21 protein-coding genes are annotated in these 25,080 nt (G+C 70.9%); 6 read left to right on the top strand and 15 right to left on the bottom strand.

Annotated elements, in window-relative coordinates:
* Positions 1-37: 37 nt before the first annotated feature.
* Positions 38-208, bottom strand: coding sequence for a DUF5670 family protein (locus ACZ5ID_RS16680; protein ID WP_468898002.1), 171 nt, complete (start codon positions 206-208; stop codon positions 38-40).
* Positions 209-799: 591 nt separating this feature from the next.
* Here ACZ5ID_RS16680 and ACZ5ID_RS16685 point away from each other — a divergent pair.
* A complete protein-coding gene (locus tag ACZ5ID_RS16685) occupies positions 800-1,855 on the top strand; it encodes a M4 family metallopeptidase (RefSeq protein ID WP_468898004.1) in 1,056 nt (351 codons plus the stop codon).
* Between the two features lie 177 nt (positions 1,856-2,032).
* Here ACZ5ID_RS16685 and ACZ5ID_RS16690 read toward each other — a convergent pair whose 3' ends face one another.
* Complete coding sequence (locus tag ACZ5ID_RS16690) at positions 2,033-3,046, bottom strand: LacI family DNA-binding transcriptional regulator (protein WP_468898006.1); 1,014 nt, start codon at positions 3,044-3,046, stop codon at positions 2,033-2,035.
* 420 nt (positions 3,047-3,466) lie between these two features.
* Here ACZ5ID_RS16690 and ACZ5ID_RS16695 point away from each other — a divergent pair, with 420 nt between their 5' ends.
* Together ACZ5ID_RS16695 and ACZ5ID_RS16700 are read left to right on the top strand one after the other, a co-directional pair.
* Positions 3,467-4,411 carry a glycoside hydrolase family 6 protein gene (locus tag ACZ5ID_RS16695; protein WP_468898008.1) on the top strand — a complete coding sequence of 315 codons (945 nt, stop codon included), beginning with the start codon at positions 3,467-3,469 and terminating at the stop codon, positions 4,409-4,411.
* An 89-nt stretch (positions 4,412-4,500) separates the two neighbouring features.
* Positions 4,501-5,775 (top strand): glycoside hydrolase family 6 protein, encoded by a 1,275-nt coding sequence (locus ACZ5ID_RS16700; protein WP_468898010.1) that lies wholly within the window; start codon positions 4,501-4,503, stop codon positions 5,773-5,775.
* A 1,494-nt stretch (positions 5,776-7,269) separates the two neighbouring features.
* On the opposite strand, the gene ACZ5ID_RS16705 is transcribed toward ACZ5ID_RS16700, so the two are convergent.
* The 10 genes from ACZ5ID_RS16705 to ACZ5ID_RS16750 form a co-directional block, all read right to left on the bottom strand.
* Positions 7,270-8,469 carry a threonine aldolase family protein gene (locus ACZ5ID_RS16705; protein ID WP_468898012.1) on the bottom strand — a complete coding sequence of 400 codons (1,200 nt, stop codon included), beginning with the start codon at positions 8,467-8,469 and terminating at the stop codon, positions 7,270-7,272.
* Between the two features lie 70 nt (positions 8,470-8,539).
* Positions 8,540-9,817 carry an MFS transporter gene (locus ACZ5ID_RS16710; protein ID WP_468898014.1) on the bottom strand — a complete coding sequence of 426 codons (1,278 nt, stop codon included), beginning with the start codon at positions 9,815-9,817 and terminating at the stop codon, positions 8,540-8,542.
* Positions 9,810-11,057 carry an ATP-grasp domain-containing protein gene (locus tag ACZ5ID_RS16715; RefSeq protein WP_468898016.1) on the bottom strand — a complete coding sequence of 416 codons (1,248 nt, stop codon included), beginning with the start codon at positions 11,055-11,057 and terminating at the stop codon, positions 9,810-9,812. Before ACZ5ID_RS16715 ends, ACZ5ID_RS16710 begins: the two co-directional genes overlap by 8 nt.
* Entirely contained in the window at positions 11,054-12,685 is a 1,632-nt protein-coding gene (locus ACZ5ID_RS16720) for a class I tRNA ligase family protein (RefSeq protein WP_468898018.1), read from the bottom strand. The genes ACZ5ID_RS16715 and ACZ5ID_RS16720 overlap by 4 nt, the downstream gene beginning before the upstream one ends.
* On the bottom strand, positions 12,682-13,785 hold the full coding sequence (locus ACZ5ID_RS16725; RefSeq protein ID WP_468898020.1) for an NAD(P)/FAD-dependent oxidoreductase: 1,104 nt from the start codon (positions 13,783-13,785) through the stop codon (positions 12,682-12,684). Before ACZ5ID_RS16725 ends, ACZ5ID_RS16720 begins: the two co-directional genes overlap by 4 nt.
* A complete protein-coding gene (locus tag ACZ5ID_RS16730; RefSeq protein ID WP_468898022.1) occupies positions 13,778-14,155 on the bottom strand; it encodes a cupin domain-containing protein in 378 nt (125 codons plus the stop codon). The genes ACZ5ID_RS16725 and ACZ5ID_RS16730 overlap by 8 nt, the downstream gene beginning before the upstream one ends.
* Positions 14,152-15,381: a lysine N(6)-hydroxylase/L-ornithine N(5)-oxygenase family protein gene (locus ACZ5ID_RS16735; protein WP_468898024.1), complete on the bottom strand. Its 1,230-nt coding sequence runs from the start codon at positions 15,379-15,381 to the stop codon at positions 14,152-14,154. Before ACZ5ID_RS16735 ends, ACZ5ID_RS16730 begins: the two co-directional genes overlap by 4 nt.
* 15 nt (positions 15,382-15,396) lie before the next feature.
* Positions 15,397-16,620, bottom strand: a complete 1,224-nt coding sequence (locus ACZ5ID_RS16740) for an ATP-grasp domain-containing protein (protein WP_468898026.1) — start codon at positions 16,618-16,620, stop codon at positions 15,397-15,399.
* Between the two features lie 300 nt (positions 16,621-16,920).
* Complete coding sequence (locus ACZ5ID_RS16745; protein WP_468898028.1) at positions 16,921-17,445, bottom strand: P-loop nucleotide/nucleoside kinase family protein; 525 nt, start codon at positions 17,443-17,445, stop codon at positions 16,921-16,923.
* Between the two features lie 136 nt (positions 17,446-17,581).
* A complete protein-coding gene (locus ACZ5ID_RS16750) occupies positions 17,582-18,436 on the bottom strand; it encodes a helix-turn-helix transcriptional regulator (protein WP_468898030.1) in 855 nt (284 codons plus the stop codon).
* Positions 18,437-18,584: 148 nt separating this feature from the next.
* Here ACZ5ID_RS16750 and ACZ5ID_RS16755 point away from each other — a divergent pair, with 148 nt between their 5' ends.
* Positions 18,585-19,355 carry an NAD(P)H-dependent oxidoreductase gene (locus tag ACZ5ID_RS16755; RefSeq protein WP_468898704.1) on the top strand — a complete coding sequence of 257 codons (771 nt, stop codon included), beginning with the start codon at positions 18,585-18,587 and terminating at the stop codon, positions 19,353-19,355.
* A gap of 170 nt (positions 19,356-19,525) precedes the next feature.
* Here ACZ5ID_RS16755 and ACZ5ID_RS16760 read toward each other — a convergent pair whose 3' ends face one another.
* On the bottom strand, positions 19,526-20,998 hold the full coding sequence (locus tag ACZ5ID_RS16760) for a DHA2 family efflux MFS transporter permease subunit (RefSeq protein WP_468898032.1): 1,473 nt from the start codon (positions 20,996-20,998) through the stop codon (positions 19,526-19,528).
* A gap of 152 nt (positions 20,999-21,150) precedes the next feature.
* Between ACZ5ID_RS16760 and ACZ5ID_RS16765 the strand changes: the two genes are divergently transcribed.
* Both ACZ5ID_RS16765 and ACZ5ID_RS16770 read left to right on the top strand, forming a co-directional pair.
* Positions 21,151-21,717 carry a TetR/AcrR family transcriptional regulator gene (locus ACZ5ID_RS16765; RefSeq protein WP_468898034.1) on the top strand — a complete coding sequence of 189 codons (567 nt, stop codon included), beginning with the start codon at positions 21,151-21,153 and terminating at the stop codon, positions 21,715-21,717.
* 672 nt (positions 21,718-22,389) lie between these two features.
* The gene (locus ACZ5ID_RS16770; RefSeq protein ID WP_468898036.1) at positions 22,390-23,610 is read left to right on the top strand and encodes a hypothetical protein; all 1,221 of its coding nucleotides are present in this window, start codon (positions 22,390-22,392) and stop codon (positions 23,608-23,610) included.
* Between the two features lie 255 nt (positions 23,611-23,865).
* Here ACZ5ID_RS16770 and ACZ5ID_RS16775 read toward each other — a convergent pair whose 3' ends face one another.
* Positions 23,866-24,195: a hypothetical protein gene (locus tag ACZ5ID_RS16775; RefSeq protein WP_468898038.1), complete on the bottom strand. Its 330-nt coding sequence runs from the start codon at positions 24,193-24,195 to the stop codon at positions 23,866-23,868.
* Between the two features lie 271 nt (positions 24,196-24,466).
* Positions 24,467-24,721, bottom strand: coding sequence for a hypothetical protein (locus tag ACZ5ID_RS16780; protein ID WP_468898040.1), 255 nt, complete (start codon positions 24,719-24,721; stop codon positions 24,467-24,469).
* Between the last annotated feature and the right edge of the window lie 359 nt (positions 24,722-25,080).

Raw genomic sequence — 25,080 nt, forward strand, 5'->3', positions numbered from 1 at the left:
GTCACCTGCGGTGATCCTCACCGCGAGGAGAACCCGCCTACCAGCGGTACCAGCGGCCCCGACGACCGCCACTGTCCGCGGACCGGGCAACGAAACCCAGGAGCCACACGGCCAGCACGATCACCGCGATCCACCACAGTGCCTTCAGCGCGAAACCCGCGCCGAAGAGAACCAGAGCCAGCAGAAGAACCAGAAGCAGGGGAACCATTGTTATCAACCTCCTGGCCACCGGATGCCCTCACACCGCGCTTACAAGCACACAAATTATGAGTTTTTTCAGCGACCTTCGGGGCACTCGCGCCATGCACGCTGCCCCCGCTACGGCATCTCATGCGCTCCACGCGGACAGAGCTACCCTCCACGTTCACCGCAGGGCAGAGGGCGAGCCGAAGCGGTGGCGACCGGCGGGGTAGTAGTCGGCCCAGCAGAGCCCCGGGCCGGCAGCCGACCTGCTGCGCGAGGCGATCGACGGAGCCGTGGGCGAGTAGGCGGGGCAACGTTACGGGCCCTGCTCGGCGCCGGCCCGACCGCGAGGGGACCTCACGGGATGTCGCACACTTCGCGCTTGTGGCGTCCGTGCCTGCGTCCTCGGGCAGCAGGGCCGCGGCCGACCCGGTACTTCTTGCCGATTGACTTCATCGTCTCAGCCGCCCGGTTCGCCGGTTCCCTGGCGCGGTCTCTTGGGCAGGCCTCCCCGGCAATCTCGTCCTGGACCTGGTCAAAGCGGAGCCGCGTACGCGAGGATCGCCGCCGCACCCCCCATGCCACCTCCCCGCCACTGCCCCACAGGAGGATCTGTATGGCTCGCCGCACACCTTGTGGCCTCGTCGCCACGGCCGCTGCCACCGTGGCGCTCCTCACCCTGGCCGGCCCGGTCTCCGCTCTGCCCGCGGGGACCGGCACCGCTGGCGGCACCGCGCTGCCGCAGGCCCGGCTGTTCATGGTCAACCCCGTCCAGTCATCCGGCGACCAATCGCTCACCGACGGCAAGGACGGCAACGCCGCCGTGCCCGCCTCGGCGTACGCCGTGGCAGCGCTGCGCAATCTGGACGGCAGCGGCTCGCTCTCGGGCAGATGGGCAACCGTACGTTCGGACACCGGCGCCTCGGCGCGGCTCGCGGACGTGGGGACGTACAGCCGCAACGACGACCAGTTCGAGCAGGTCATGGCGTACTTCTGGGTCAACGAGGCCCAGGAGTACCTGCAGAGCCTTGGCTTCGGCAGCGAACTGCCCGGCGCCAACGACCGCGTGCAGCCCGTCCGGATCAACCAGTGGGGTGCGGACAACTCGTTCTTCACCGACAAGAAGGCCGAGATCCGCTACGGCAAGGGCGGGGTGGACGACGCCGAGGACGCCGAGGTCATCGTCCACGAGTACGGGCACGCGGTGCACAACGCGCAGGTTCCGGGTTTCGGCGCGTCACCGGAGGCCGGAGCGATCGGCGAGGCGTTCGGCGACTATCTGGCCGTCACGGTCGGCGCGTACGCAGACGCCGAGTACGGCTGGCCGATCAAGACCGACCTGGCCTGCGTCGCCGACTGGGACTCGGTCGCCTACAGCGTGGCTCCGCACTGTCTGCGCCGCGTCGACGGGAAGAAGGTGTACGCGGACCGGGTCGGAGAGGTGCACGCGGACGGTGAGATCTGGTCCCGGGCGCTGTTCGACATACGCAAGGCCCTCGGCGCCCGTACGGCCGACCGGATCATCGTGAACGCCCAGTTCGGTTTCCGCGCGAACACGAGCTTCCAGGACGCGGCGCTGACGACGATCGCGACCGCGCGGCGCATGTACGGTCCGAGCGCGGCGGACGCGGTGCGCGTGGCGTTCAAGGCCCGGGAGATTCCCGGGGTCTAGGGACACTGTCGTTCAGGAGCGACGGCAACTTCGGCCGGAGACGTGCTCCGAGCGACTCCGGCCGGGGCCGTGCACCTCAGTCCGCCGCGCCACGGTAGTCGGCCAACACTTCTGCACGGGGTCCGTGGCCTTGAGCTGGCTCTTCGGCGCGGATGAGGAGGCCGGGCGGCGAGACCGTCAGGCGCTGGAGCGTACGACCAGGTGGGTCGGAAGGATGAGCGGAGTGCGGTCCTGCCCGTTGACGACCGAGACGAGCATGCGCGCCGTCTCCCGTCCCAGAGCCTCTATGGGCTGATGGATGGTGGTAAGTGGCGGATCGGTGACCTGGGCGACCGCCAGGTCGTCGAAGCCCACCACGGCGACGTCCTCGGGGACCCGTCGGCCGGCCTCCCGCAACGTGCGCAGCGCGCCCGCCGCCATGTTGTCGTTGGCGGCGAACACCCCGTCCACACCGGGATGGTCGACCAGCAGTGCGGCCATGGCGGCGGCTCCGCTGGGCTCGGTGAAGTCGCCCTCCCAAGGAGGAAACGGTTCGAGTCCGGCGCCCAGTATGGCGTCCCGGTAGCCGCGGTACCGGGCGCGTCCGGCCTCGGTGTCCAGACGCCCGCAGATCGCGGCAACGCTTCTGCTGCCGCGCGCGACCAGGTACTCGGTTGCCTCGCGCGCTCCGCCGACGTTGTCGACGTCCACGTACCACCGGGGAGTCGAGCCGACCGGGCGGCCACCGAACACGACGGGCATCTGCGCCTCCTCGGCCATACGGGTCAGCGGATCGTTTTCGCGCAGCGCCATGAGCATGACCCCGTCCGCGCCCTTGGACCGAAGGAGCTCCTCGACCCGTTCGCGGCCCCGGTCCGAAGCTGCCAGGCACAGCATCAGATGCAGGTCGGCCTCCTCCAGCGCAGCCGACGCCCCCACGATCACCTGGGCGAAGAACGGGTCGGCGAAGATCGACGGGTCCTCTCCCGAGACCACGAGTGCAGCCGCTCCGGTCTGCCGTGTGGCCAGAGCGCGGGCGGTCGGATTGGGTACGTACCGCAGCTGCCGTACGGCCCGTTCGACCGCCTCCCGCTTGGCACGGCTGACGTGCGGAGCGCGGTTGAGGGCCCGGGACGCCACGGAGCGGGAGACGCCGGCGCGCTCGGCCACCTCGTCGAGTGTCGGCTGCCGACGGGATGCATCCTCTGCCATGTACGACGAGCCCTTTCCCTTCGACCGGATGGGCAGCCTCTCAGCTCGGCGCACGCCACTGCCATCCACGGGTGGGCCGGGGCCCCACCGGTGGACGGGCACGGGACCAGTGGACGGGCACGGGACCAGCGGAGACCCGCGCGTGCCGGTCGATTGGGAGCGCTTCCAGTTTTATGCTTCCGCCGAGCCTACACACAAGTCGACCCACGCGTCTGCGTGTTGACCCTTGACAGCTCAACTACCTCGTCACACCATACCGACCACAACCCCAACAGCTTCGCCGCACTGTTGGGAGCGCTTCCAGTGGGAGCGCTCCCAATGATCGTGTCACCGCACTTCCTCAGGGCCGCACGCTCGGGACGAGAGCGTGCCGCATCCCCGTCAGGAGAACGAGGTTCGCTCATGCGCAGACTCCGCGCCATGGCCGCAGCTCTTTCAGCTCTGCCGCTGGCACTCACCGCCGCACCGTCCGCCCACGCGGCCGACCCGACCACTATGACCAGCGGGTTCTACGTCGATCCCGACTCCAGCCCGAAGCGATGGGTGGCCGCCAACCCTGGTGACGGCCGAGCCGCCGCGATCAACGCCTCCATCGCCAACACGCCGATGGCCCGCTGGTTCGGCTCCTGGAGCGGCTCCATCGGGACCGCCACGGGTGCCTACGTCGGAGCGGCGGACTACCGGGACAAGCTGCCCGTCCTCGTGGCCTACAACATCTACAACCGTGACTCCTGCGGTGGGCACTCCGCGGGCGGAGCGTCCTCGCCGTCCGCCTACGCCACCTGGATCGCCCAGTTCGCCGGGGGCATCGCAAGCCGCCCGGCCGTCGTCGTCCTCGAACCGGACTCCCTCGCGGACTACGGCTGCCTGACACAGGCTCAGGTCGCCGAACGCGAGGGCATGATCACCGGCGCGGTCGCCGAGTTCAACCGTCAAGCCCCCAACACCTGGGTCTATCTGGACGCCGGCAACGCGCACTGGATAGACGCGGCGACCATGGCCCGGCGCCTCCACGAAGCCGGTCTCCGTCAGGCCCACGGCTTCTCGCTCAACGTGTCCAACTACTTCACCACCGCCGAGAACACCGCCTACGGCAACGCCGTCAACAGCGAACTCAGCGCCCGCTTCGGCTACACCAAGCCGTTCGTCGTGGACACCAGCCGCAACGGCAACGGCTCCAACGGACAGTGGTGCAACCCCTCGGGCCGCCGCATCGGCACACCCACCCGAACGGGCGGAGGCGCCGAGATGCTGCTGTGGATCAAGACCCCCGGCGAGTCGGACGGCAACTGCGGCGCCGGAGCCGGCTCCACGGCCGGACAGTACCTCCCCGAGGTCGCCTACAAGATGATCTACGGCTACTGACCGGTACTGCCGTCAGCCGCCCGGCCCCATCGGCAGTCCGCCGGGACACCAGGCGCTCCCCCGCCCCGCTCATCGACCAGGAAGCAGCCATGACTCCACGCAGCCCACGACGCCGCGCAGCCGCCCTCGCCGCGGCCCTCACCGCGTGCGCCGCTCTCACCGCGACGCAGGCACAGGCCACGCCTACACGGGAGGTGATCACCCCGGCCACGAAGTTCTACGTGGACCCGCACAGCAAGGCCGCGACGCAGGCGTTCATGGACTTCCGCAACGGCGACACCGTGAACGCCGTGAACATGGCCAAACTCGCGAGCTGGCCGCAGGCCGCGTGGTTCACCGAGGGCACACCCACTGAGGTGCGTGCGAAGGTGAGCGGGCTCGTTCGTCGGGCCCGGGCGGTCAACCGGACCCCCGTCCTGGTCGCCTACAACATCCCGGGCCGGGACTGCGCGCAGTACTCCAGCGGCGGCGCCGCGTCCTCGGCCGCCTACCGTCAGTGGATCGACGCCTTCGCCGCCGGCATCGGCGACAGCAAAGCGCTCGTGGTCGTCGAACCCGACGGCGCGGCCCTCCTCCCCCGGGACTGCGGGCCCACCGTGGACCCGACCGGTGAACGCACGGCCGCCCGGATCGCCGACCTCCAATACGCCGTCAGGACCCTGAAGGCCAAGCCGCGCACCGCGGTCTACCTGGACGGGGGGAACGTCCAGTGGCGTTCCGTCGGCGAGATGGCGCAGCGGCTGCTGGACGCCGGGGTCCGCTACGGCGACGGCTTCGCGCTGAACGTGTCCAACTACCACCCCACCGACGACAACGCCAGGTACGGCACCTGGACGGCGAAGTGCATGTGGTTCGCCACCGAGGGACCCGAGCAGGCGCGCGGCCACACCGACTGGTGCGCCAGCCAGTACTACTCCTCCGCCGCGCCCAACGACGGGACCCCCGGCAACTCCGTCTCCTCCACCGACCCCACCACCTGGCGATGGACCGACGCGTGGTTCGACCAGAACGTGGGCACCCCGCCCGCCGACAAGCTGCGTCACTTCGTCATCGACACCGGCCGCAACGGTCTGGGGGCCTGGGCCCCGGAGCCGGGCAAGTACAGCGGAGACCCGGAGGCCTGGTGCAATGCCCCCGGCCGTGGACTCGGCCCACGCCCCACCGCCGACACCGGCGTCCCCCTCGTCGACGCCTACCTGTGGATCAAGGTCCCCGGCGAGTCCGACGGCAGCTGCACGCGCAACACCGGCGGCACGATCGACCCCGAGTACGGCGTCGTCGACCCGCCCGCAGGCACCTGGTGGCCCGACCAGGTCCACACACTGGCTCGCAACGCGGCACCGCGCCTCACATTCGGCCGCTGATGTCAGCGGGGCACATCTGGAACGTGCCCGGCGTACCCGGCCACGAGCTTCCGCTCACCCACCGGCGGTACGGTCCGTCCTGTCGGCGGTGAAGGTCGCGCGGCAGGGAAGCCTGACGCCCCCACCTGACCTATCGGGGACCGGGAATCCGCCGTGGGACTCACGCACCGCGATCACTCCTTGCGGAAGCGTGCGTGAAGCGAACAGCCGGACTTCGCTGAGATGGCCTGAAGCAGACGGGTCGAGCGACTCCCCAGACGTGCCCCGGCTCCATCGCACTCCGGGGCGACCCGTTGCAGCCCCGCAGAGACCCCGGGCGCTCCCTCAACAGCGGTAGCGAACGAACCTCACGCCGCGTATGCCGCGCGTGCCTGCACCAACCGTTCTCGCCCCAGCGAGTCATACGACCCCGTTCCGCAGCAGAGTTGAAAGCTCAAGGCACAGTCAGAGGTGGTCCGCACAACCGGCTTGGGCTGCGGGCAGCAAACCGCCCGGCGGGCGCAGACGGGCAGTCCGAGGTGACGGGCCACCTTGAGACTCACGGCCGACCGCCCGACAACGCGCCCGCCCCCTCAGCCGTGACGTGGGAGATCTGCCCCCACGACTGCCCCAGCGGACCTGTTCGCACCCGGGAGCAGCCAGTTACAACAGCGACGGGGCAGGACGCCGGAAACGCTGTCCCGCTGTCGCCGGCCCGAAGAGGTAATGCCATGCACGCGCACGAGAAACGTCCCGAGAAACCAGAGGGAACGCCGGGAACCGGTGTGCGGCGGACGTCTTCCGTGCCCGGGGGCGTGGATCAGGGGCCAATGAGCGCGGCGCGGGCCACCGCGCTCCAAGGCCTCGTGGGCAATCATGTGGTCGCGCGCCTGCTCAAGGAGGAGCGGCACGTCCACGGCGCCGGCTGCGGGCACGGTCACACGGGCGGGGCGAAGGGCGAGGGGTATGGACGGAAGCGGGGGCGAAGAGGTCAGCGGCGACCTTGGGGGTGTTGCTCGCCGCCCCCCGAGCAGACGCCCACGCCGTGCGTCCCGTTGAGCCAGACCTGAACGTTCGACGATGCCGATGCGCTGCCGGATGCCATGCCCAGGCCGCCTGCGACGAGTGCTGCGACCGCTGTGGCCGTCGCCGTACGTCGTCCGAGTCTGATCCCCATGTCTGCCTCCTGTGATCGGCCTGACGTCGAGCCGGCCCCGGGTGTTGGTGACCGGCTTGGGACCAGGAAACCTTGGCGCCGTGTCCGCTGTCGAAGGATTCGACCAGCTTCGAATGCGCCCCCGAACCGCTACGGCCCGTGGTGAGGTGTCAGGCGCCGCTCGACGGCCTGCCTCCTGGGGTGCCGCAAACTCCACCTCAGCCGGCCGGTCAGCAGTCGCCACCCCGACGGCCGCGGCAACTTCACCCCAGCCTGCCGGTCGATCGACGATGCCGCCCCGTTCCAGGGCCGCCCGGGGGCCAGGGCACTCCCCCGACCTCCCGGGCTTTTGCCGTCGGCTACTTCGTCGTGCGGTTCGGGGAGAAGGCGGGCGATTTTCCCAGCGCTTCTATCGTCTCTTCCATCTCGCGGACCCTACGGCGCAGTTGCACCAGTTCCTCGCGCTCGGCCGTGCTCAGCGCGCCCGCCGGGCCCTCGCCTCGCTCCGCCGCCAGTTCCTCCGCGATCGCCGCCGCGAACACGTCCACGTCTTCTTCCGTGGTGTCGAAGGAGGTCATCCAGCGGACCTCGCCCGCCTGCTCGTCCCAGGTGTAGAAGCGGAAACGCTTCTGGAGACGCTCGGTGACAGCCGGCGGCAGGACCGCGAAGATCTGGTTGGCCTGCACCGGGCGGGCGATCTCCAGGCCCGGCAGGTCGCGCACCGCCTCGTACAGCCGCTGGGTCATCGCGTTGGAGCGGGCCGCCGAACGCAGCCAGAGGTCGCCGCCGAGCAGCGCCTCGAACTGCACCGACATGAAACGCATCTTCGAGCCCAGCTGCATGCTCGTCTTGCGCAGGTGGGCCATGCCGCGCACCGCGTCCTCGTTGAGCACGATGACCGCCTCGCCGAAGAGCAGTCCGTTCTTGGTGCCGCCCAGCGAGAGGACGTCCACGCCCGCGTCGGTGGTCATCTCACGCAGGGACACGCCGAGGGTGGCGGCGGCGTTGGCGAGCCGCGCGCCGTCCAGGTAGACGAGCATGCCGAGGTCGTGCGCGTGGTCGCAGATCGCACGGATCTCATCCGGCGTGTAGCAGGTGCCGAGCTCGGTGGACTGGGCGATCGAGACGACCCTGGGCCGGGCCCGGTGCTCGTCCTCGAAGCCCCAGGCCTGGCGGTCGATCAGCTCAGGGGTGAGCTTGCCGTCCCATGTGGGCACCGTCAGGAGCTTGATCCCGGCGACCTTCTCGGGCGCCCCGCCCTCGTCGACGTTGATGTGGGCCGACGCGGCGCAGACCACGGCGTCCCAGCGGTCGAGCATGGCCTGGAGCGCGAACACGTTCGCGCCGGTGCCGTTGAAGACCGGGTACGTCTGCGCGGTGGGGCCGAAGTGGCCGCGCACCACTTCCTGGAGGCGCTCGGTGTAGACGTCGGCGCCGTAGCTGACCTGGTGGCCGCCGTTGGCCACGGCGATCGCCGCAAGGATCTCGGGGTGCGCACCCGCGTAGTTGTCGCTGGCGAAGCCGCGCTCGTCCGGGTCGTGTCGTCGCTGTACGGTCATGATGCTCGCTTACTTGTTTCGGTCGTAGGGGTCTGACACATGGGGTCCGGACGGGCGTCGGCCGGTCCGCTCAGGCCGGCGCCGGCTCCGTCCGCGCGCGGGCCCTCTCCAGGCCGCGCACCAACGGCGGCGCGGCGAGCCCGAGCAGGGCGAAGAGCGCCGCGAGGACCAGCCAGCCGGTCGCCGCCGCGCCGACGACCAGGGAGGTCATCAGCCACGGCCCGGCGAACTGCTGGAGTCCGCGCCCCAGGGAGAACACCGCCTGGTACTCCCCCTGCCGGCCCGCCGGGGCGAGCCCGAAGGACAGGCCCCAGCTCGCCGACGCCTGGTACAGCTCGCCGAGGACCAGCACCAGCGCGCCGCCCAGCAGGGCCGCGCTGTCCAGGAGCGCGCCGCGCCCCCCGCTCACCGCGAAGAGAAGGCAGGACGCCCCCAGCGCCCACCCCGCCCAGCGCAGCATACGTGCCGCTCCCGCCGGGGTGCTCGCGCCCCTGCTGACCGTGACCTGGAACAGCAGCACCAGGACGGTGTCCAGGATCAGCAGCCCCGACACCAGCAGCGCGGGCGCGTCGGTGCCGGTGACGATCCACAGCGGCAGACCGACCGTCAGCAGCGGGTGGTACAGCTCCAGCGCGCCGCATACCAGCGCGACCGCCACATAGCGCACGTCCCGCAGCGCGCCACTTGCCAGCAAACCGCCGGGCGCCTCGGTTGCGGCGGCCCGGGGCTTGGCGTCCGCGGACAGCCGCATCCCGAGCAACACGGCGACGGAGACCAACTGCAGCGCGGCGTTGGCCAGGACCGTGGCGTACAGGGCGGTCGAGGTGCCGGCCGCGATGGCGGCTCCGGCCAGCGCGGCGCCGCCCAGGAAGCCCAGGTTGAACAGGCTGCGCATCTGCGCGCTCACCCTGACCCGCTCCCCCTCGCCCACCAGCGCGTCGGTGAGCGAGGCCTGGAGCGCGCCCGCCGAGGTCTCCAGGACCGCGATGGCGCAGGCGACCGCGAGGAACGCGGCAAAGCCGTCCACCAGGCAGTACGCGGTGAAACCGACAGCAGCGAGCAGGAAGTTGACGGTGAGCACCCGGCCCGCGCCGAGCCGGTCCGCGAGCCGGCCGATGGGCACGGTGCAGACCAGACCGCAGAGCCCGGCGACCGACAGGGCGAGGCCCACGCGCTGGGCGGGGATGCCGATGGTCCGGGTGAAGAACACGGCGCTGGAGGTGAGGAACACCCCGAGCCCCAGGGACTGGATGAGCGTGAGGACGCCCAGTCCGCGCGCGTTCCCGGCGGCCGGAAGAGTCTCCCGGAACCAGGTATGCAGCACGCCGTACCGGGGTGCCTCAGCCACGCGGCTCAGCTCCCTCGGTCCGCTCGGTCCGCAGCCCGTACACCTCCATCGCGGTGTGCACGGCGGCGCGCACCCCGGCGGCGCTCCGCCCCCGGAACCGGAAGATCCCGCAGCCCTCGTCGTAGCTGCCGGGCCCGGTCATGATCTGGCCGATCTCGGGCAGTTCCTCGTGGTAGACCTCGGGGACGGCAGAGCGCGGCGAGGTGCGCGCGAGGACCCGTCCGGGCAGCTCGCGCGGCGTGGGGTAGATGAGCCAGCCGCCGGCCGTCGGCTCGACCGGTGCGGACGGCTGCCACAGCGGAGGCAGGCCCAGGGCCGCCCGGAACGCCTCGGCGAACAGGTCGATGCCGTAGAGGTCGACGTGCAGGAACGGCACCTGGGCGCCGCCCGGCCGCAGCCCGACCTCCAGGAACACCAGCTCGCCGCCGGGACGCCGGATCGCCTCCAGGTGGAACGCGCCGTCGCGCAGCCCGAGGGCTCGCAGACAGTGGTCGGCGAACGTGGTGAGCTCGTCGCGCTCGGGGCCAGGGTCGAGCAGGACCGAGCCGAGCGGGCGGCCGTGTGCGTAGTCCAGACAGGTGTGGACGTACTGGGAAGCGGTGACGAAGTGGAGGCGGCCGGAGCGGCGGACGCCGTCGACGTGGAAGATGTCCCCGTCGACGTACTCCTCGCACTCGTACGCCTCGGGGTCGACGCCCCGGAGTGCGTCGCGCAGTTCGTCGGTGCTGTGGACGACGGTGACGCCGTGAGAGCCCGCCGCGGCGCGCGGCTTGAGGACCAGGGGCAGACCGCCGAGGGCGTCGACGATCGCCTCCGCCGAGGGCGCGTCGTCAAGGCTGCGGAACCGGGGGACCCGCAGTCCGGCCGCGCCGACCGCGCTCTTCATGGCGGGCTTGTCCTTGAACCGCTCGACGAGGTCGAGACCGTAGCCGCCGGGGACGCCGAGTGCGGCCGAGAGCCGGGCGGCCGTCAGGATGTCGTACTCGGACTGGCCGAAGACGGCCTCGGGCGTGCCATGCCGGTCCGCGATCTCCCGTACGAGGGGCAGCAGGTCGTCGTGGGCGAGGCTGTCGCGCACATGGACCTCGGTCGCGCCGTCCTGGTCGAGCGCGGGCAGCCCGCCGGGCGTGGTGAGGTACACCATCCGGCAGGGGTGGCCGTCGAGGAAGCGGTGGTATTCGCCGAACTCGTCGCCGGAGCGGTTGAGAACGACGTACAGCGGTGTGGTCCGGTCGGTCACGCGTCCGCTCCCGGTCGCAGGGTGTCGGGCAGGCAGGCGTCGAGATCGGCGGCGCTCACCCGGCCGAAGCCGGGCGCGGGCCGGTCCCGGTGGGCCGGGGTCGCGGCGAGGAAGGCCGCGGCGCGAGGTTCTCCGGCGCCGCCGAGGCGCTGCCAGACGAGCTCGGCGAGGTCCGGCATCACCGGGAACGCCAGCAGGGACAGGCCCTTGAGCCACCAGTAGGCGCCGTCCTCGGCCGCGTGGGCGACCGCGTCGTCGGCGCACCAGCGGTCGAGTGCCGCGACCGCGCGCCGGGTGGAGACACGGGCGCCGTCGAGCGCCGCGGACTGCTCGGCGAGCAGGGACTCCAGGAGGTCGGTGACGGCCGGGGCGGGCGCCTGGGGCGGTCCCTCGGGCAGCCGGCTCCAGGCGGCGTCGATGCGCTTGCCGAGGCCGTCGGCGAGCGTGGCGTTCGCGGTGTGAAGGAAGTCCGCCGTCTCGAAGCTCGCCGCCCCGGACTCCAGATCGGCCCCGGCGAGGTAGTACCGGACGGTGTCCACTCCGATGGCGGGCGACGCGGCGATGTCCGCCGCCCAGATGGCGTGCCGGGCGCTGGTGGAGAACTTCCGCCCGGCCAGCTGGTAGAAGTGGTTGATCAGGCACCGGTCGTACGGCTTCATGTCGCCGTGCAGCAGGCTGGTGCCGACGATCGACACCAGCGTGGGGATCACGTTGTCGATCCCCAGGGTGGTGATGGTGGTGACCCCGGAGTCCGGGTCGAAGGCGTTCACGCCGGTGCCGGAGAGCCGGCCGTGGACGGCGCCGGCGAGGCGCGCGAACATGAAGATCCCGGCGTACGGGAAGAGGGCGCGCGGCACGTCCGGCTCGGCCGGGGGCAGCGGAAGTCCCCACGTCTGCGGGGCACTCAGCCGTACGGTCAGACCGTCGCGTTCCAGGAAGCGCGCCACGGTCGCCCGGTAGCGGTCGGCGACGCCCAGGCCCACGAGCGTGCTGTCCAGCAGGTCGCGGTCGGGCAGCCGCAGGAAGAGGCTGGAGATCTCCCGCCAGGTCAGCGGCCCCTCGTCGAGCAGGGGGCGCGGCTCGACGACCGACTCGGGCAGGAAGTGCGCACTGCACTCCTCGCAGAAGTAACTGGAGATGCCGGCACCGCACTCGGGGCAGCGGCCCTGGAGCCAGCCGCCCACCACCCAGCGGTCCGACGCCGTGCAGTGGGGCACGCGCTCGGTGCGCGTCAGCACCGCGCCCCGGGCCGTCAGCCGCTCGATCGAGGCGGCGACCTCCTGCTCGAACTGCTCCCGCCAGGGCTGCTGGTCGGGGACGATGAACGCGTCGACGCCGATGCGCAGCGCGGCCAGGTCGTCCTGGATGCGCTGTCCGTAGCGGGCGGCGACCTCGCCGGGCGTGGAGTCCTCGGCGTGTGCCCTGAGCGTCACGTACGACTCGTACACATCGCTGCCGGTGATCACCAACGGCAGGTCTCCCCGGACCCGCAGATGCCGCGCGATCATGTCCGACCACAGGAAGGGGCCGCCGATGTGGCCGAGGTGCAGGGGGCCGTTGGGCGTGGCCTCGGGCGGCACCAGGAGGTAGTGCCGCGGGGTGTGCGGGTCCCCGGTCAGCAGGCTCATGTTCGCGTTCTCCCGTCGAGCAGGTTCAGTGCGTCCTCGGCCATGGCCGGGGCGAGTCGGTAGCCGGAGCCGGAGCCGCCGATGGCCATGACCACGTCGTCGCCGCCGACGGTGTCGACGACCGGCAGATGGCCGGGGGTGAAGCAGTCGCTGAAGACCCGGCCGCCGAGCAGGTGCGGCAGGAATCCCGGTACGTGCCGAGCGAGCAGGGCTCGGGCGAGTTCCCGGTCGCGGGCGTCGATGGCGAGCGGTTCGTCGGGGCCTCGGTCCCAGTCCGGCGAGGTGATGCTGAAGATCCAGTGGCCGCCGGGGCGGTGGGGCAGCAGGAAGGCGTCGGCGTCCTCCAGGACGAGTGCCGGGGCGCCGGGCGGGGGCGGCGTCATGATGTGGAACGCCACCACCTTCTTGACCCGGGCCCCGCGCTCGCGGGCCGCCGCCGCCACCGGGCCGTCGAGGACCCAGGGGCCGGGCGCGAGGACCGCCTTGGCGGCGGTGATCCGGCTGCCGTCGGCGGCGACCAGTTCGACGCGCCCGCCCGTACGGCGTACGTCGGTGATCCGGAAGCCCTCCAGGAGGGTGTTGTCCGGGCGGCCGAGGACCTCGTCGAGCAGCCGGTCGGTGAGCCACTGCGGCTGACCCGCCGTCATGGGGGCCGTGGCCAGGAGGACTTCGTCGCCGCCGTGGGCGAGCCCGGGAAACGTCCGGTCGAGCAGGGCCCGCTGCTCCGCGGTGACCGGGCGGGTGCAGCCGCCATCGGCCATGGTCGCGTCGAGCGCGGCCGTGTTCTCTTCCGCCACCAGCCAGCGGACGTCGACCGGTGCGCGTCCGGCGTCTCCGAGTTCGGCGGCGAGCTTGTCGAAGAGCGCGGTGCTGCGGGCGGCCAGGGCGCGCTGGGCCGGGTTGTGCCCCGTGGGCGTGTCGAACCCGGCCGAGAGACGGGTCGCGCCCGTCCCCCGTCCGGCGTGGGTGATCACGGCCACGCGGCGGCCCGGGTCCCGGCGCACGGCGTAGTACGCGGTGAGGGCGCCGACCGCGCCCGCGCCGACGACGGCGAGGTCGTAGTGCGGCGCCTCACCGGTCCCGGTGGTGCGCTCACTCATCGGGCGCCGACCACCAGAAGGAGTAGATGACCAGTTCCTCGCCCTGATCGGCGAACATCTCGTGGACGGCCTGCGAGGCGAAGCCCACCAGGGAGCCGGGCCCGACGAGCGACCGTTCGCCGTCCACCTCCAGGGTGCCGGATCCGGCGTGGACCAGCCAGATCTCCTGGACCGCGTGCTGGTCGGGCGAGCTGGTGCCGCCCGGCGGCACGGTGAAGCGGGCCGCCTTGAACGGCACGCCGGGGAAGACCGAACGGGCGAAGTCCGCCTCCGCGACGACCACTCCGTCGGGTTCCACCTCGGTCGGACCGAAGGGGACCAGGGCGCCGACCGCCTCGGGCTGGAACTGCGGGATCTGACGAGCGGTCATACCGGATACCTCGTCTCACCGAGCATGCTGTTGAGGATGACCGCGCTGCGCCAGGCGAGCAGGCTGAGGTTGGGGTCGGCGACACCCCAGGAGTGGCGGGCGCCGTTCTGGAGGTAGATCCGGTTCTCCGCGGGCCCGTCCCAGGCGACCGAGAAGTCGTCGCCGACGACGAGCATCCCGTCGTCCCGCCGCAGCCGCGCGTCCAGCGGAGCCATGAAGTCCGGCAGCGCGTAGGCGTATCCGGTGCTCAGGATCACGATGTCGGCGGCGAGCACGGCGGGTGCGTCCGGGCCCGAGGACTCGACGACGAGCTTCCACTCATCGGGGCCACCCTCGATCGCGGTGACCGCGCTGTCCGCCAGGAAGCGCAGCCTGCCCGGGTTGTTCTCGATGAACTCGTCGCGGTAGCTCAACCGGTAGATGTCCTGAAGGACTTGGAGGTCGATGCCGTCGCTGGTGTACTTCTGCCGCTCCAGGAGCCGGGCCTTGTGGTCGGCGGGCAGCGCGTGGAAGCGGCGTACGTAGTCGGGCGTGTAGAGGTCGTTGGCGAACGGCGAGTCGTCCATCGGCAGGAACGACGAGCGCCGGCTGACCCAGGTGACGCTCTCGGGGGCTCCGCCGGACGCCACGTGGCGCACGATCTCCGCGCCGCTCTGGCCGCCGCCGACCACGACGACCCGCCGCCCGGTCACCTCGGGGGCCCGCAGCAGAAACTCCCCGGAGTGGAAGACGGTGGGCCCGAGGAAGGGGCGGAACGGCTCGGGGACGGACGGGGTGAGCCCGGTTCCGAGTACGAGGTGACGTGCCGTCACTTCGCGTTCGCCGGTGCGGAGGTGGAAGGCCCCGTCGTGGAAGTCCACGCTTGACACGTCCGCGCCGAACGTCAGGCTCGGCAGCCGGCCGGCGACCCACTGGAGGTACTGGTTGAACTCGGCGCGCAGGACGGCCGGGAAGTCCGCGGCGAGGAACCGGTAGAGCCGGCCCTCGCTCGCGAGGAACGACAGGAACGAGAAGGGACTGGTCGGATCGACCAGCGTCACCAGGTCCTTGAGCAGCGAGACCTGGAGGGTGGCCTCGGGCAGCAGCAGTCCGGGGTGCCAGGAGAAGGTCTCACGGCGTTCCAGGTGGGCGCCGCGCAGTCCTTCGACCGGATGCGCGAGCGCGGCGAGGCTCATGTTCGCGGGGCCGATGCCGACGGCCGCGTAGTCGAGTATGTGTGTGTTCATGGTGGGATCCGCCGGTCAGGCCGGGACGACGAGGTCGCCGAGCGCCTGCCAGCGGTCGAGGGCGCCCTGCGGCGAGTCGGCGGTGAACAGGGCGTGGCCCAGGCGCGAGCGGCAGTCCTCGACGCCGGGGATGGTCTCGCCCGGCGCGAAGTACACGGCGGTCTCGGTGACTTCCGGCAGTGCCTCCAGCTCCGCCCACCCGGTGAGCTCCCGGTACGAGGAGCGGCCCGCGGCGGAGAAGAAGCGGATGCCGGCGCTCTCGGCCTGCGGCTGCGCGAACGCGCCGGCCGCCTCCAGGCCGAGGCCGAGCGCGGTGGCGACGGCCACCCTGGGCAGGCTGACGCCGGTCACGAGCCGCAGCAGCTCCACGATCCGGTCGCCCGGCAGCCGGGCGCCGATCTCGATGAGCACCGGACCGTCGGCGGCCAGGCGCAGTTCGCAGTGGAAGGGGCCGCTGGTGATTCCGACGGCGCGGACGACGTCGCCGACGTACGCCTCGACGCTCTTCAGGGTGGCGTCGTCGACGAGGGCGGGGGTGAGGTGGCCCAGCTCCACGAAGTCGGGCTCGGGGCCGAGCAGCGTGCGGCTGAGCGCGACGACGGTGATCTCGCCGCTGTCCAGGACATAGCCGTCGGCGCTGAACTCGGGCCCCTGGACGTACTCTTCGACGAGCACCCGGTGCTCGTGCAGCTTGCCCATGTCGGGCTCCGGGTCGGTCACGAGCCGCTGGAACGCGGCGGTGAGCTGGTCGAGGTCGTCGGCGCGGCTGACGTGGATGCTGCCGGAGCAGGCGACCGGCTTCAGCACACAGGGGAAGCCGACCAGTTCGGCCGCGGCGCGCAGTTCGGCGTCGGTGGTCGCCTGGGCGAACCGCGGAGTACGCAGCCCGGCCTCGGCCACGGCCGCCCGCATGACGCTCTTGTCCCGGACCCGGTCGACGGTCGCCACGGGCAGGCCCGGCAGGTCCAGTGCCGCGGCGACGCGCGCGGTCGCCGTCACATAGATGTCGGAGCCCGGCAGCACCGCCTCGAACGGCTCGGCCCGGTGCAGTTCGAGCACGGCCGCTTCCAGGGCGGCCTGGTCGTTGGTCTCCACCGTCAGCACCGAGTCGGCAGCCGCGCGCACGGCGTCGGAGAGCCGGCGGTCGCCGGAGTCGGCGGTGGCGACGACGACCCGCAGTCCCATCTCGGCCGCGACGCCGATCAGGGTGGCACCCCCGGAGGAGGCGGGTTCGACCACGAGGACGCGGGCAGGACGAAGTGCATCTGTGTGCGGCAAAGCGAAATCCCCCGGCAGCGCTGTATGGACCGGACTCGTGGTCGCGATCCTGATCGTGATCTTTCTATCCGGGCGTCTCGGTCCCGGTCAATGGATCACCGCAAAAATATCCGCGAGAGCGAGCCGGAGCCGCACGATTTCCGGAACGAGAGCCCTGCCAGCGCCTGTTCGGGTCCTGAAGGCGGCGGAACGCCGTCATACGGATTCGCGGCGAGCGGGACGTCCCTGTCGGGCGGTTCCGGTGCGGATGGGCGGAGCACGTCACGCGAACGACGGCCACCGGTCGGCGGCCCACTCCCGCCAGTCCGCCCAGCCCGGGGGTGGGCCGGGGACGCCGCAGCCTTCCAGCTCCGCCGTGTCGGGCTCCTCGAAGTGGGCCCGCCCGTGCAGGATGTCGGCCTCGGTCATCGGAAAAGTCTCCGCCGGGGCGTTCGCCCAGCGGTGGGCGATCCGCCTGCGTTGGGTCTCGTCGGTCACCGGCAAATAGACCATGCGGAAGCACACGTCCTCGGCTTCGACCAGCCACCGGATCGCGGACCGCTCGTTCCGGGACCAACAGCCGTAGTCCACCACCACGTTCGTGCCCAGCCTGACCGCCTCCAGGGCGAGCCAGAGCATGCGCCCTTCCAGCACGTCGCGCTTCCCGTCCGCCTCTGCCATGCCGAACAGGGGGATCATCCAGTCGTCGGGCGTCAGGCGAAGCGCGCCGTGCTCCTCTGCGAGCTGCCGAGCCTTGGTGGTCTTTCCGGCCCCTGGTAGGCCGACCATCAGGAACAATGTGGTCACACCCGGATCGTGTCAGGAATGGCGGGCGGATGACCAGCGCTTTATCTTCCTGACCGTGGCCTGGGCCACCGGCGGATGGGCGCCGCGGGGACGGTGCCGTAAAAGACGTATGGGCTCTGGTCGTAGCGTCTGGCCGTCACTCGCGGGCCTGAGCCCGAGCGTTCAGGGTGGGACGCGCGTCCGCGCTGTCCGTGTCCAGGCCCGCGAGAAGGCGCAGCCCGTCCTCGGTGGAGGTGCCGGCAGCCGCTGACAGCACCAGCAGCTCCATACCTGCTTCGTCCGGCAGCACGAAGTTCTCCTGGTGCAGTTCCAGCAGTCCGACCAGCGGGTGCCGGTATGCCTTGTGACCATGGGTACGGGCGCGCACGTCCGCGCGGGCCCAGAGGCGGCGGAAGCGCTCGCTGGCCATGGCCAGTTCGCCGATGAGCGAGGCGAGGCGGGGGTCCTCGGGGTATTTGCCGGCGGCCAGGCGCAGGTGCCCGACCACGTCGAGGGTGCAGTTGTCCCAGTCCGCGTAAAGGCCGCCCTCGGCCTCCTCCAGAAAGAGGTGCCGCGCGATGTTCAGGCCTGGCATCGGCCGGCCGAAGAGGAGCCTGGCGAGGCGGTTCCCGGCGAGCGCGTCCAGACGGTGGTTCATGATCAGCGCGGGTGCGTCGACGACCAGGTCGAGGACGCGCAGCACCTCCGGCCGGACTCGCCCGCCCGGCGTCTTCGCGCGGGGTCGGCGCTGCCGGGCGAGCCGGTACAGGTGCCCGTGTTCGGTCTCGTCGAGGCCGAGGACGCGGGCGAGAGCGTCGAGAACCTGCTCGGAGGGCTGGGTCGCGCGGCCCTGCTCCAGACGTACGTAGTAGTCGACGCTGACTCCGGAGAGGTGTGCGACCTCTTCGCGGCGCAGCCCTTCGACCCGGCGGCGGCTGTCGGTGGGGATACCGACAGACGCCGGGTCGACTCGGGAACGCCGGGTCCTCAGGAAGCCCGCAAGATCGTCCATGGCCCCAGTATGGCCTCGGTGACGCACGTGAAGGTGGCCCTGCTGGTACCAGGAAGTCCCGTCCGACGGAAGCGGCGCCCCTGAACGCCGGGCGCCGCGGCGCCCAGGATCGACGGCATCCGATCCGAAGGAGTTGCCATGAAAAACGCTGATCGTCTACGCCCACCCGGAGCCGAAGTCGCTGAACAGCTCGCTGAAGGACCTCGCGGTGTCCACGCTGGAGGGTGCTGGGCACGAGGTGCGGGTGAGTGATCTCTACGCGATGAACTGGAAGGCGGTCGTGGACGCCGCGGACTACGGTCCCCACGCCTCAAGCCCGTTGAAAGTCGCCTTGGATTCGGGCCGCGCCTTCGACGCCGGGACGCTCACCCCGGACGTCCTTGCCGAGCAGGACAAGCTGCTGTGGGCCGACACGGTCATCTTCCAGTTCCCGCTCTGGTGGTACGCCATGCCCGCGATCCTCAAGGGCTGGGTGGACCGGGTGTTCACCTACCGCTTCGCCTATGGCGTCGGCGAGCACAGCGACACCAAGTACGGTGAGCGCTTCGGTGAAGGCACCCTCGCGGGCAAGCGTGCTCTGCTGTCGGTGACCACCGGCGGCCCGGAGTCTCACTACGCCGCTCGCGGGATCAACGGACCCATCGACGATCTGCTGTTCCCGATCCAGCACGGCATCCTCTACTACCCGGGCATCGACGTGCTGCCGCCGTTCGTGCTGTACGGCACCGACCGGATGACCGCTGAGGAGTACCCGGACGTCGCCAAGGCCTGGGAGCAGCGCCTGCTCACCCTGGAGTCGACCGAACCGATCGCGTTCCGGCAGCAGAACTTCGGTGACTACGAGATCCCCTCGCTGCACCTGAAGGAGGGACTGGAGCCCGCGGGCCGCACGGGTTTCGGGCTGCACGTGCGCGGCTGACCGCCGGCGGCGAAAGACCATCCTGGGCTCGGGCGGCCTACCGCCGCGCGCCGCCCGGCGGAGCGACAAACGGTCATGGGTGAGAGGCGCGGGGCGTCATCCCGGTGTGCGCCGGGGGTGTCCCGCTGGAGGAGACTCCAGCGGGACCCCCCCATGGCGGTCGCCATCTGTCAACGACTGCTGGCGGATGCCTCGTTCGAGGTGGAAACCGCAGCTGGATCAGTAGGACGTCGCGGGGCCGCGGAGCCATCCACCGGCTTGGACCTCGCCAGCCACAGGCCGGTGAACACGGCGGTGACCAAAGTGATGGCGCCGGCCGCGACGAAGGCGCTGTCGAGGCCGACCTCGAAGGAGGCGCCGCCGGATTGCCGGGTGCGGACGACGGCTCCGAGTACCGCCACACCGAGCACCGCACCGATCTGCCGGGTGGTGCTGCTGATGCCCGAGGCGAGGCCGCCTTCCTGCGGGCTGACTGCTTGGATGGCGGCTCCCGTCAATGGGGACAGGGTCAGGGCGAAACCGATGCCGACGATGCCCAGCCGCCACCACACGTTCCCGTAACCGGTGTCGGCGTGCACCGTGCCGAGCGCCAGCAGCCCGCCTCCGGCCAGGGCCAGGCCGATGGTGACCACGATACGGAATCCGTACCGGGCGGCTAGCCGGCCCGCGTACGGGCTGACGATGACCATGGCGAGGGAGACGGGGAGGGTCTGCAGACCGGCGCGCAGGATCGAGCTGCCCTGGACGTACACGAAGAACTGGGAGAAGAAGAACGACGAACCCATGAGCGCGAACCCCACCACGACCATGGCGGTGTTGGACACGGTGAACAGCCGCTCCCGGAACAGCCGCAGCGGAAGCATCGGAGCCGAGTGACGCGCTTCGACGGCGACGAAGGCGCCGAGAAGGATCGCCGCGGCGGCGAAACTTCCCAGGATCACCGGGGACGTCCAGCCGCGCGCACCGCCCTCGATCAGCCCGTAGGTCAGCGCCCCCACCCCCAGAACGGACAACACCGTCCCTGGGATGTCGATCGCGGGGGCGTTCGGATTGCGAGCCTCTTCGAGGCTGCGCAGACCGACCAGCAGAAGAACCACACCGATGGGCAGATTGACGAGGAAGATGGCGGGCCAGCCGAAGGCCTCTGTCAGCACGCCGCCGGCCACGGGGCCTGCGGCCAGACCGATTCCGCTGAACCCGGCCCACAGGCCGATCGCCTTGACGCGTTCTTGCGGCACGGGATAGGCAGCGACGAGCAGGGCCAGCGAGGCAGGACTCAGCGCCGCGGCGCCGACGCCCTGCAGCACCCGGCCGGCGACCAGCCAGCCGACCGAGGGCGCGAGGCTGCACAGCACCGACGCGGCGGTGAACACCACCACGCCGGTCAGATACACCCGCTTGCGGCCGAACCGGTCGGCGAAGAGACCGCCGGACAGCAGCAGCATGGCGACCAGCAGCACGTACGCGTCGACGATCCATTGCAGACCGGTCAGTTGAGTGTGCAGCCGGTGCTGCATATCGGGCAGCGCCGCTCCGACGATCGTGTTGTCGAGCAGGACCATGAACTGACCTAGGCAGGTCACCGCGAGCAGGACGGCCCGGTTCGATCGACTGCCTACGGCCGCCGCATGCGATGCAGCCATGGGGATTCCTCTCCATCGTTCGTTGCGCCCGGGCCAGGGTCGACGCGGGTGGCGATACATCTGAGCGCTCTAAAGCAGTCCGCGACTGCGTTAGGTGACTGTACGGATGGCCGCCTCACAAACGCAAGTGCCGACTGCGTTAAGGTGGGGGCATGAACGAGCGACAGCGAGCCCGGCGGCCCGGCGGGCGTAGCGCCCGCGTCGGTGCGGAGGTGCACAGGGCCGTCACCGACCTGATCAGCGAGCGCGGTTACGGCAATTTCACCGTCGGCGAGGTCGCGGCCCGCGCGGGCGTAGCCGACAGCAGCATCTACCGCCGGTGGGGCAGCCTGGAAACCTTGCTCACCGACGTGGCGCTGACCCGCCTCAACGCGCGGTCACCGATGCCCGACACCGGAAGCATCGCCGGCGACCTGCGCACTTACGCGGCCCAAGTGGCCCGCGAGATCACCGGACCCGACGGTCCGGCGGTGCTGCATCTGGCCGTCGCCCTGTCGAGCTGCGGCCAGCAGGGCCTGCAGGCACGTGACGACCTCCGCGCCGAACGCACCCGGCAACTGCAGTCCATGCTCGATCGCGCCCGCGAACGCGGCGAGCAGGCACCCGACGCGTTCGACGTGCTGGACCACATCCTGGCCCCGATGTACATCCGCGTCCTGTTCGGCGTGGGCCCGCTCACCCCGGACTACATCGACGGGCTGGTCGACCGGTTGCTGTGACCTCGACGCGGCCCGCGGTGGACGCACCGCGGCACGCCGACCGCCTGCGGGACTACGGCGCGGAGCGGGTCGTCACGCCCCTCTCCCCCACCGCGGGACCGGCCTCCGTGGGCGGCCCCTTCCACGCCGTGGTGAACCACGCACGCCTCTCCCCCCGACGAGCTGGCCCAGCTGACCAACTACGTCGCCGACGGCGGGGTCTGCGCCAGCACAGCCGGCCCGATACCCGAAGACACGGCACGCAAGGTGCGAAGCGCCAGCCTCTGGGTCCGCAGCGACCGAACCCAGCTGACCGAGTTGGTCACCAAGGTGGACACCGGCAACTCCAGCTCCACATCGCCGCCCACCGCCCCATGGCCGAACTGGCCACCGTGCATGCGGGAGCGGGCTACGGGCGCCTGCCCGGCAAGACGATCGTGCTCGCTCCCTGATCGCGTAGAGAGTCACCCGGTGGGCGGCCTCCGAGAGGGCCGCCCACTCTCGTTCCTCCCTACGCCGCCGGGTCTGGGCCGAGCTCTCGCTTCCGGTGTCCTTCACCAGCTCCCCGTACCGTACGGCGTCCGACCTGTCCGTAGAGGGGCATCCCCTACGGACCCCAAGGAGGTTTCCCCCCTTGCGGCCCGGGGGTTCACTCCATGTCCCAGCGGAGCGGCCGACGGGCATCATCCACCCATGACTTCACGGCGAACAAAAATCCGGATTCTGGCTGGCGCGGCGGTCCTCGGCAGCGTGTCCGGCCTGGCGGCCCCACTCTCGGTGGCGGCCGACTCCCACAGCGAGCAGGCACGAGGTGGGGACATCGTCTCCGTCGAGCGAGCGGCCGACCTCACGGCCCAGGAAGTGGTCACGGAACTCCGGGGAAACCTCGACTCCTCCCAGGTCCGCTACGGCGTGATCGCATATCGGGTCACCTACCGCACCACAAACAGCGCAGGCGCCCCCACCACCGCGAGCCAGCTCGTCGTCCTGCCCAAGAACGGGACGCGTCAACTGACCACCGTCTCCTGGCTGCACGGCACCACCGTCTACCGCAAAGACGTCGCCTCGCAGGATCCTCAATCGACCGACCGGCTCACCGCCCTGCTGTTCGCCTCGACCGGGCGGGCCGTTTCGGCGCCCGACTACGTGGGCCTCGGAACGGGCGAAGGCTTCCACCCCTACGGCGACCCCCGGGCCACCGTCGCGGCCTCGGTGGACGGCCTGCGCGCGGCCCGGACCTTAGCCCACCGCAATGGCCGGGAGCTGAAGCGAAAGGTCCAGGTCAGCGGGTTCTCGCAGGGCGGCCCCGCGACCATGCTGGTCGGCCGGGCGCTCCAGCAGGAGGGCGCCGACCGCTACTTCGGGCTGGGGGCGCTCGCCCCCGTCAGCGGCCCCTACCACCTCTCGGCCTTCGAGGCCGCCGCAGCCGACGACAAGATCGCAAAATCCGGCATCTACCTCGCTTACTTCGTCACCGCCTGGAACAAGATGTACGGCCTCTACACGTCACCCGGCGATGTCTTCCTCGCCCCCTACACCGACGAGGTGGAGGGTCTCTTCGACGGCTATCACACCACCAAGCAGATCGTCGCCGCACTCCCGGCGGCCTCCAGGGACCTGTTCACCGAGGACTTCCTGAACAAGATCCGCAAGCCCGACGGTGTACTGAAGGACAAGCTGCGCCCGATGGACAACACGTGCGACTGGCAGCCGAACGTACCGGTGGAGATCTTCCACGGCCGGGGCGACAAGGACGTCGACTTCCGTCACGCGACGTACTGCGCCGACCAGTTGACGAGGAGCGGCGCTGCTCCCCGGCTGACCGACGTCGGCGACTACGACCACAACGGATCACTGCAACAAGCCCTGCCCCGGATCGTCGAGTTCTTCGACAAGTCGACGAAGACCGACTGAACGCGCCAGCGACACATGGCTGGTCGAGCGGAGGGGCACCCGAGCGAGGCGTGAGGGCGGCCTGGTGCGGGAGCGCACCGCGCGGAAAGTGCCGCGTCTCCCCACACCTGCTGGATGAACTGGTCGACGAGGACTGGGGACGGCGCCCGGCCATGTGACCATGACGCGCCGGGGCCTGGTGTACGCCGTCCGCGCCCACACGGGCCGTGGCCGTGACGGCCACCAGACCCCGGCGGCCTTCACCAGATCAGGGGGCTAGCCGAACTTGACGAACGTCGGGAACGGGGCCGCGTTGTCGTCCGATTGCCGGGACCCGAGGAATCTGCTGGACGAGGTGCAGCTGCTGTTGGTGTACAGGCGGGCATCGGAGTCGGTGTCGTTGGACGACTGGCGAGCCCCGCCCGGGATGGCAAGGCACGGGCCGGTCGGGGTCGAGCCGAGGAACATCTCGGCTCCTGTGTCGGCACGGGTGTAGAAGAACGTCCCCTCCGCCGCCTGTACCGGTGTGGCCATACCGGTCACCGCCATCAGCGCCGCCGCACCAGTGACCGCGGCGATCCTTGCCGAACGCCTCAGTGCGTACATGGCCCCACGCTCCTCTCCTCGAATAATCCGCCGGCCCGCGAAGTCCGTCGCCGGCCGCACAAGCGTCCCGCGCTTCCCCGGGCAGGAGAATCCCCCACAGGAGGGGCATTACACCCAAACATCCGAGCAACCGAACGACCGCTCGCACGATCCGCCTATCGCCGCCCGGGTTGGTCCCCCGGCCACGAAACTTTGAGGCGGCAGGCGGCCTGGAGGCCATCTCGGTCTTCGGCAGCCCCCGCCGGGCGTGCAGGTGCAGGCTTCGGCCGGATCAGCGGGCCGTGTTCTGGGCGGGCGTGGCGAGGTCGACGATGGCCCACAGACGGGTGCCGCCGACAGCGCTGTCGGTCCCGCACGCCGCGACCGAGGGGTAGTCCGTCAGTTCGGTGAGCGGAAGCCGGGCGGGTTCGTCGTCCAGGTGCTGGTGGCTGAGGACGAGGATGCAGGCGCGGCCGTGCTCGTCGGCCAGGTGCACGCTGATACGCCGGCCCTCGTCCGCCACGGCCGGTGCGATCAAAGTGGCCACCACCTGGCGTACTGCGGCCTCGTCGAGGCGATAGCCCCAGGCTTTGAGCTGTTCGACAACGCGTCGCTGAGCGGCGGTAGCAGTCCAAGGGGCGGATTCCAAGGGCCAGTTCGCGCACCGGCGGTTCGCCAGCCGCACCCGTGCCCGCGCCCCGCCCAACAGCGGCGCTTGCGGCGACTGGGTGCCGGGCTCAGGCGGGAAGGGCGATGGCGGCTTCTTCGGCGGGGGCGGGGTCTTCGGCGGAAAATCCGGCCGGTGATCCAGGGGGGCGTCCTCGGAGGTCTGGGACATCCGCTGGTCCTCCTCGGCGCACCGCCGACCGCTGCCGGCTCCGTAGCTCCCATGCTAGGGGCCTCGGT

It is taken from the genome of Streptomyces sp. NPDC031670, assembly GCF_055580545.1.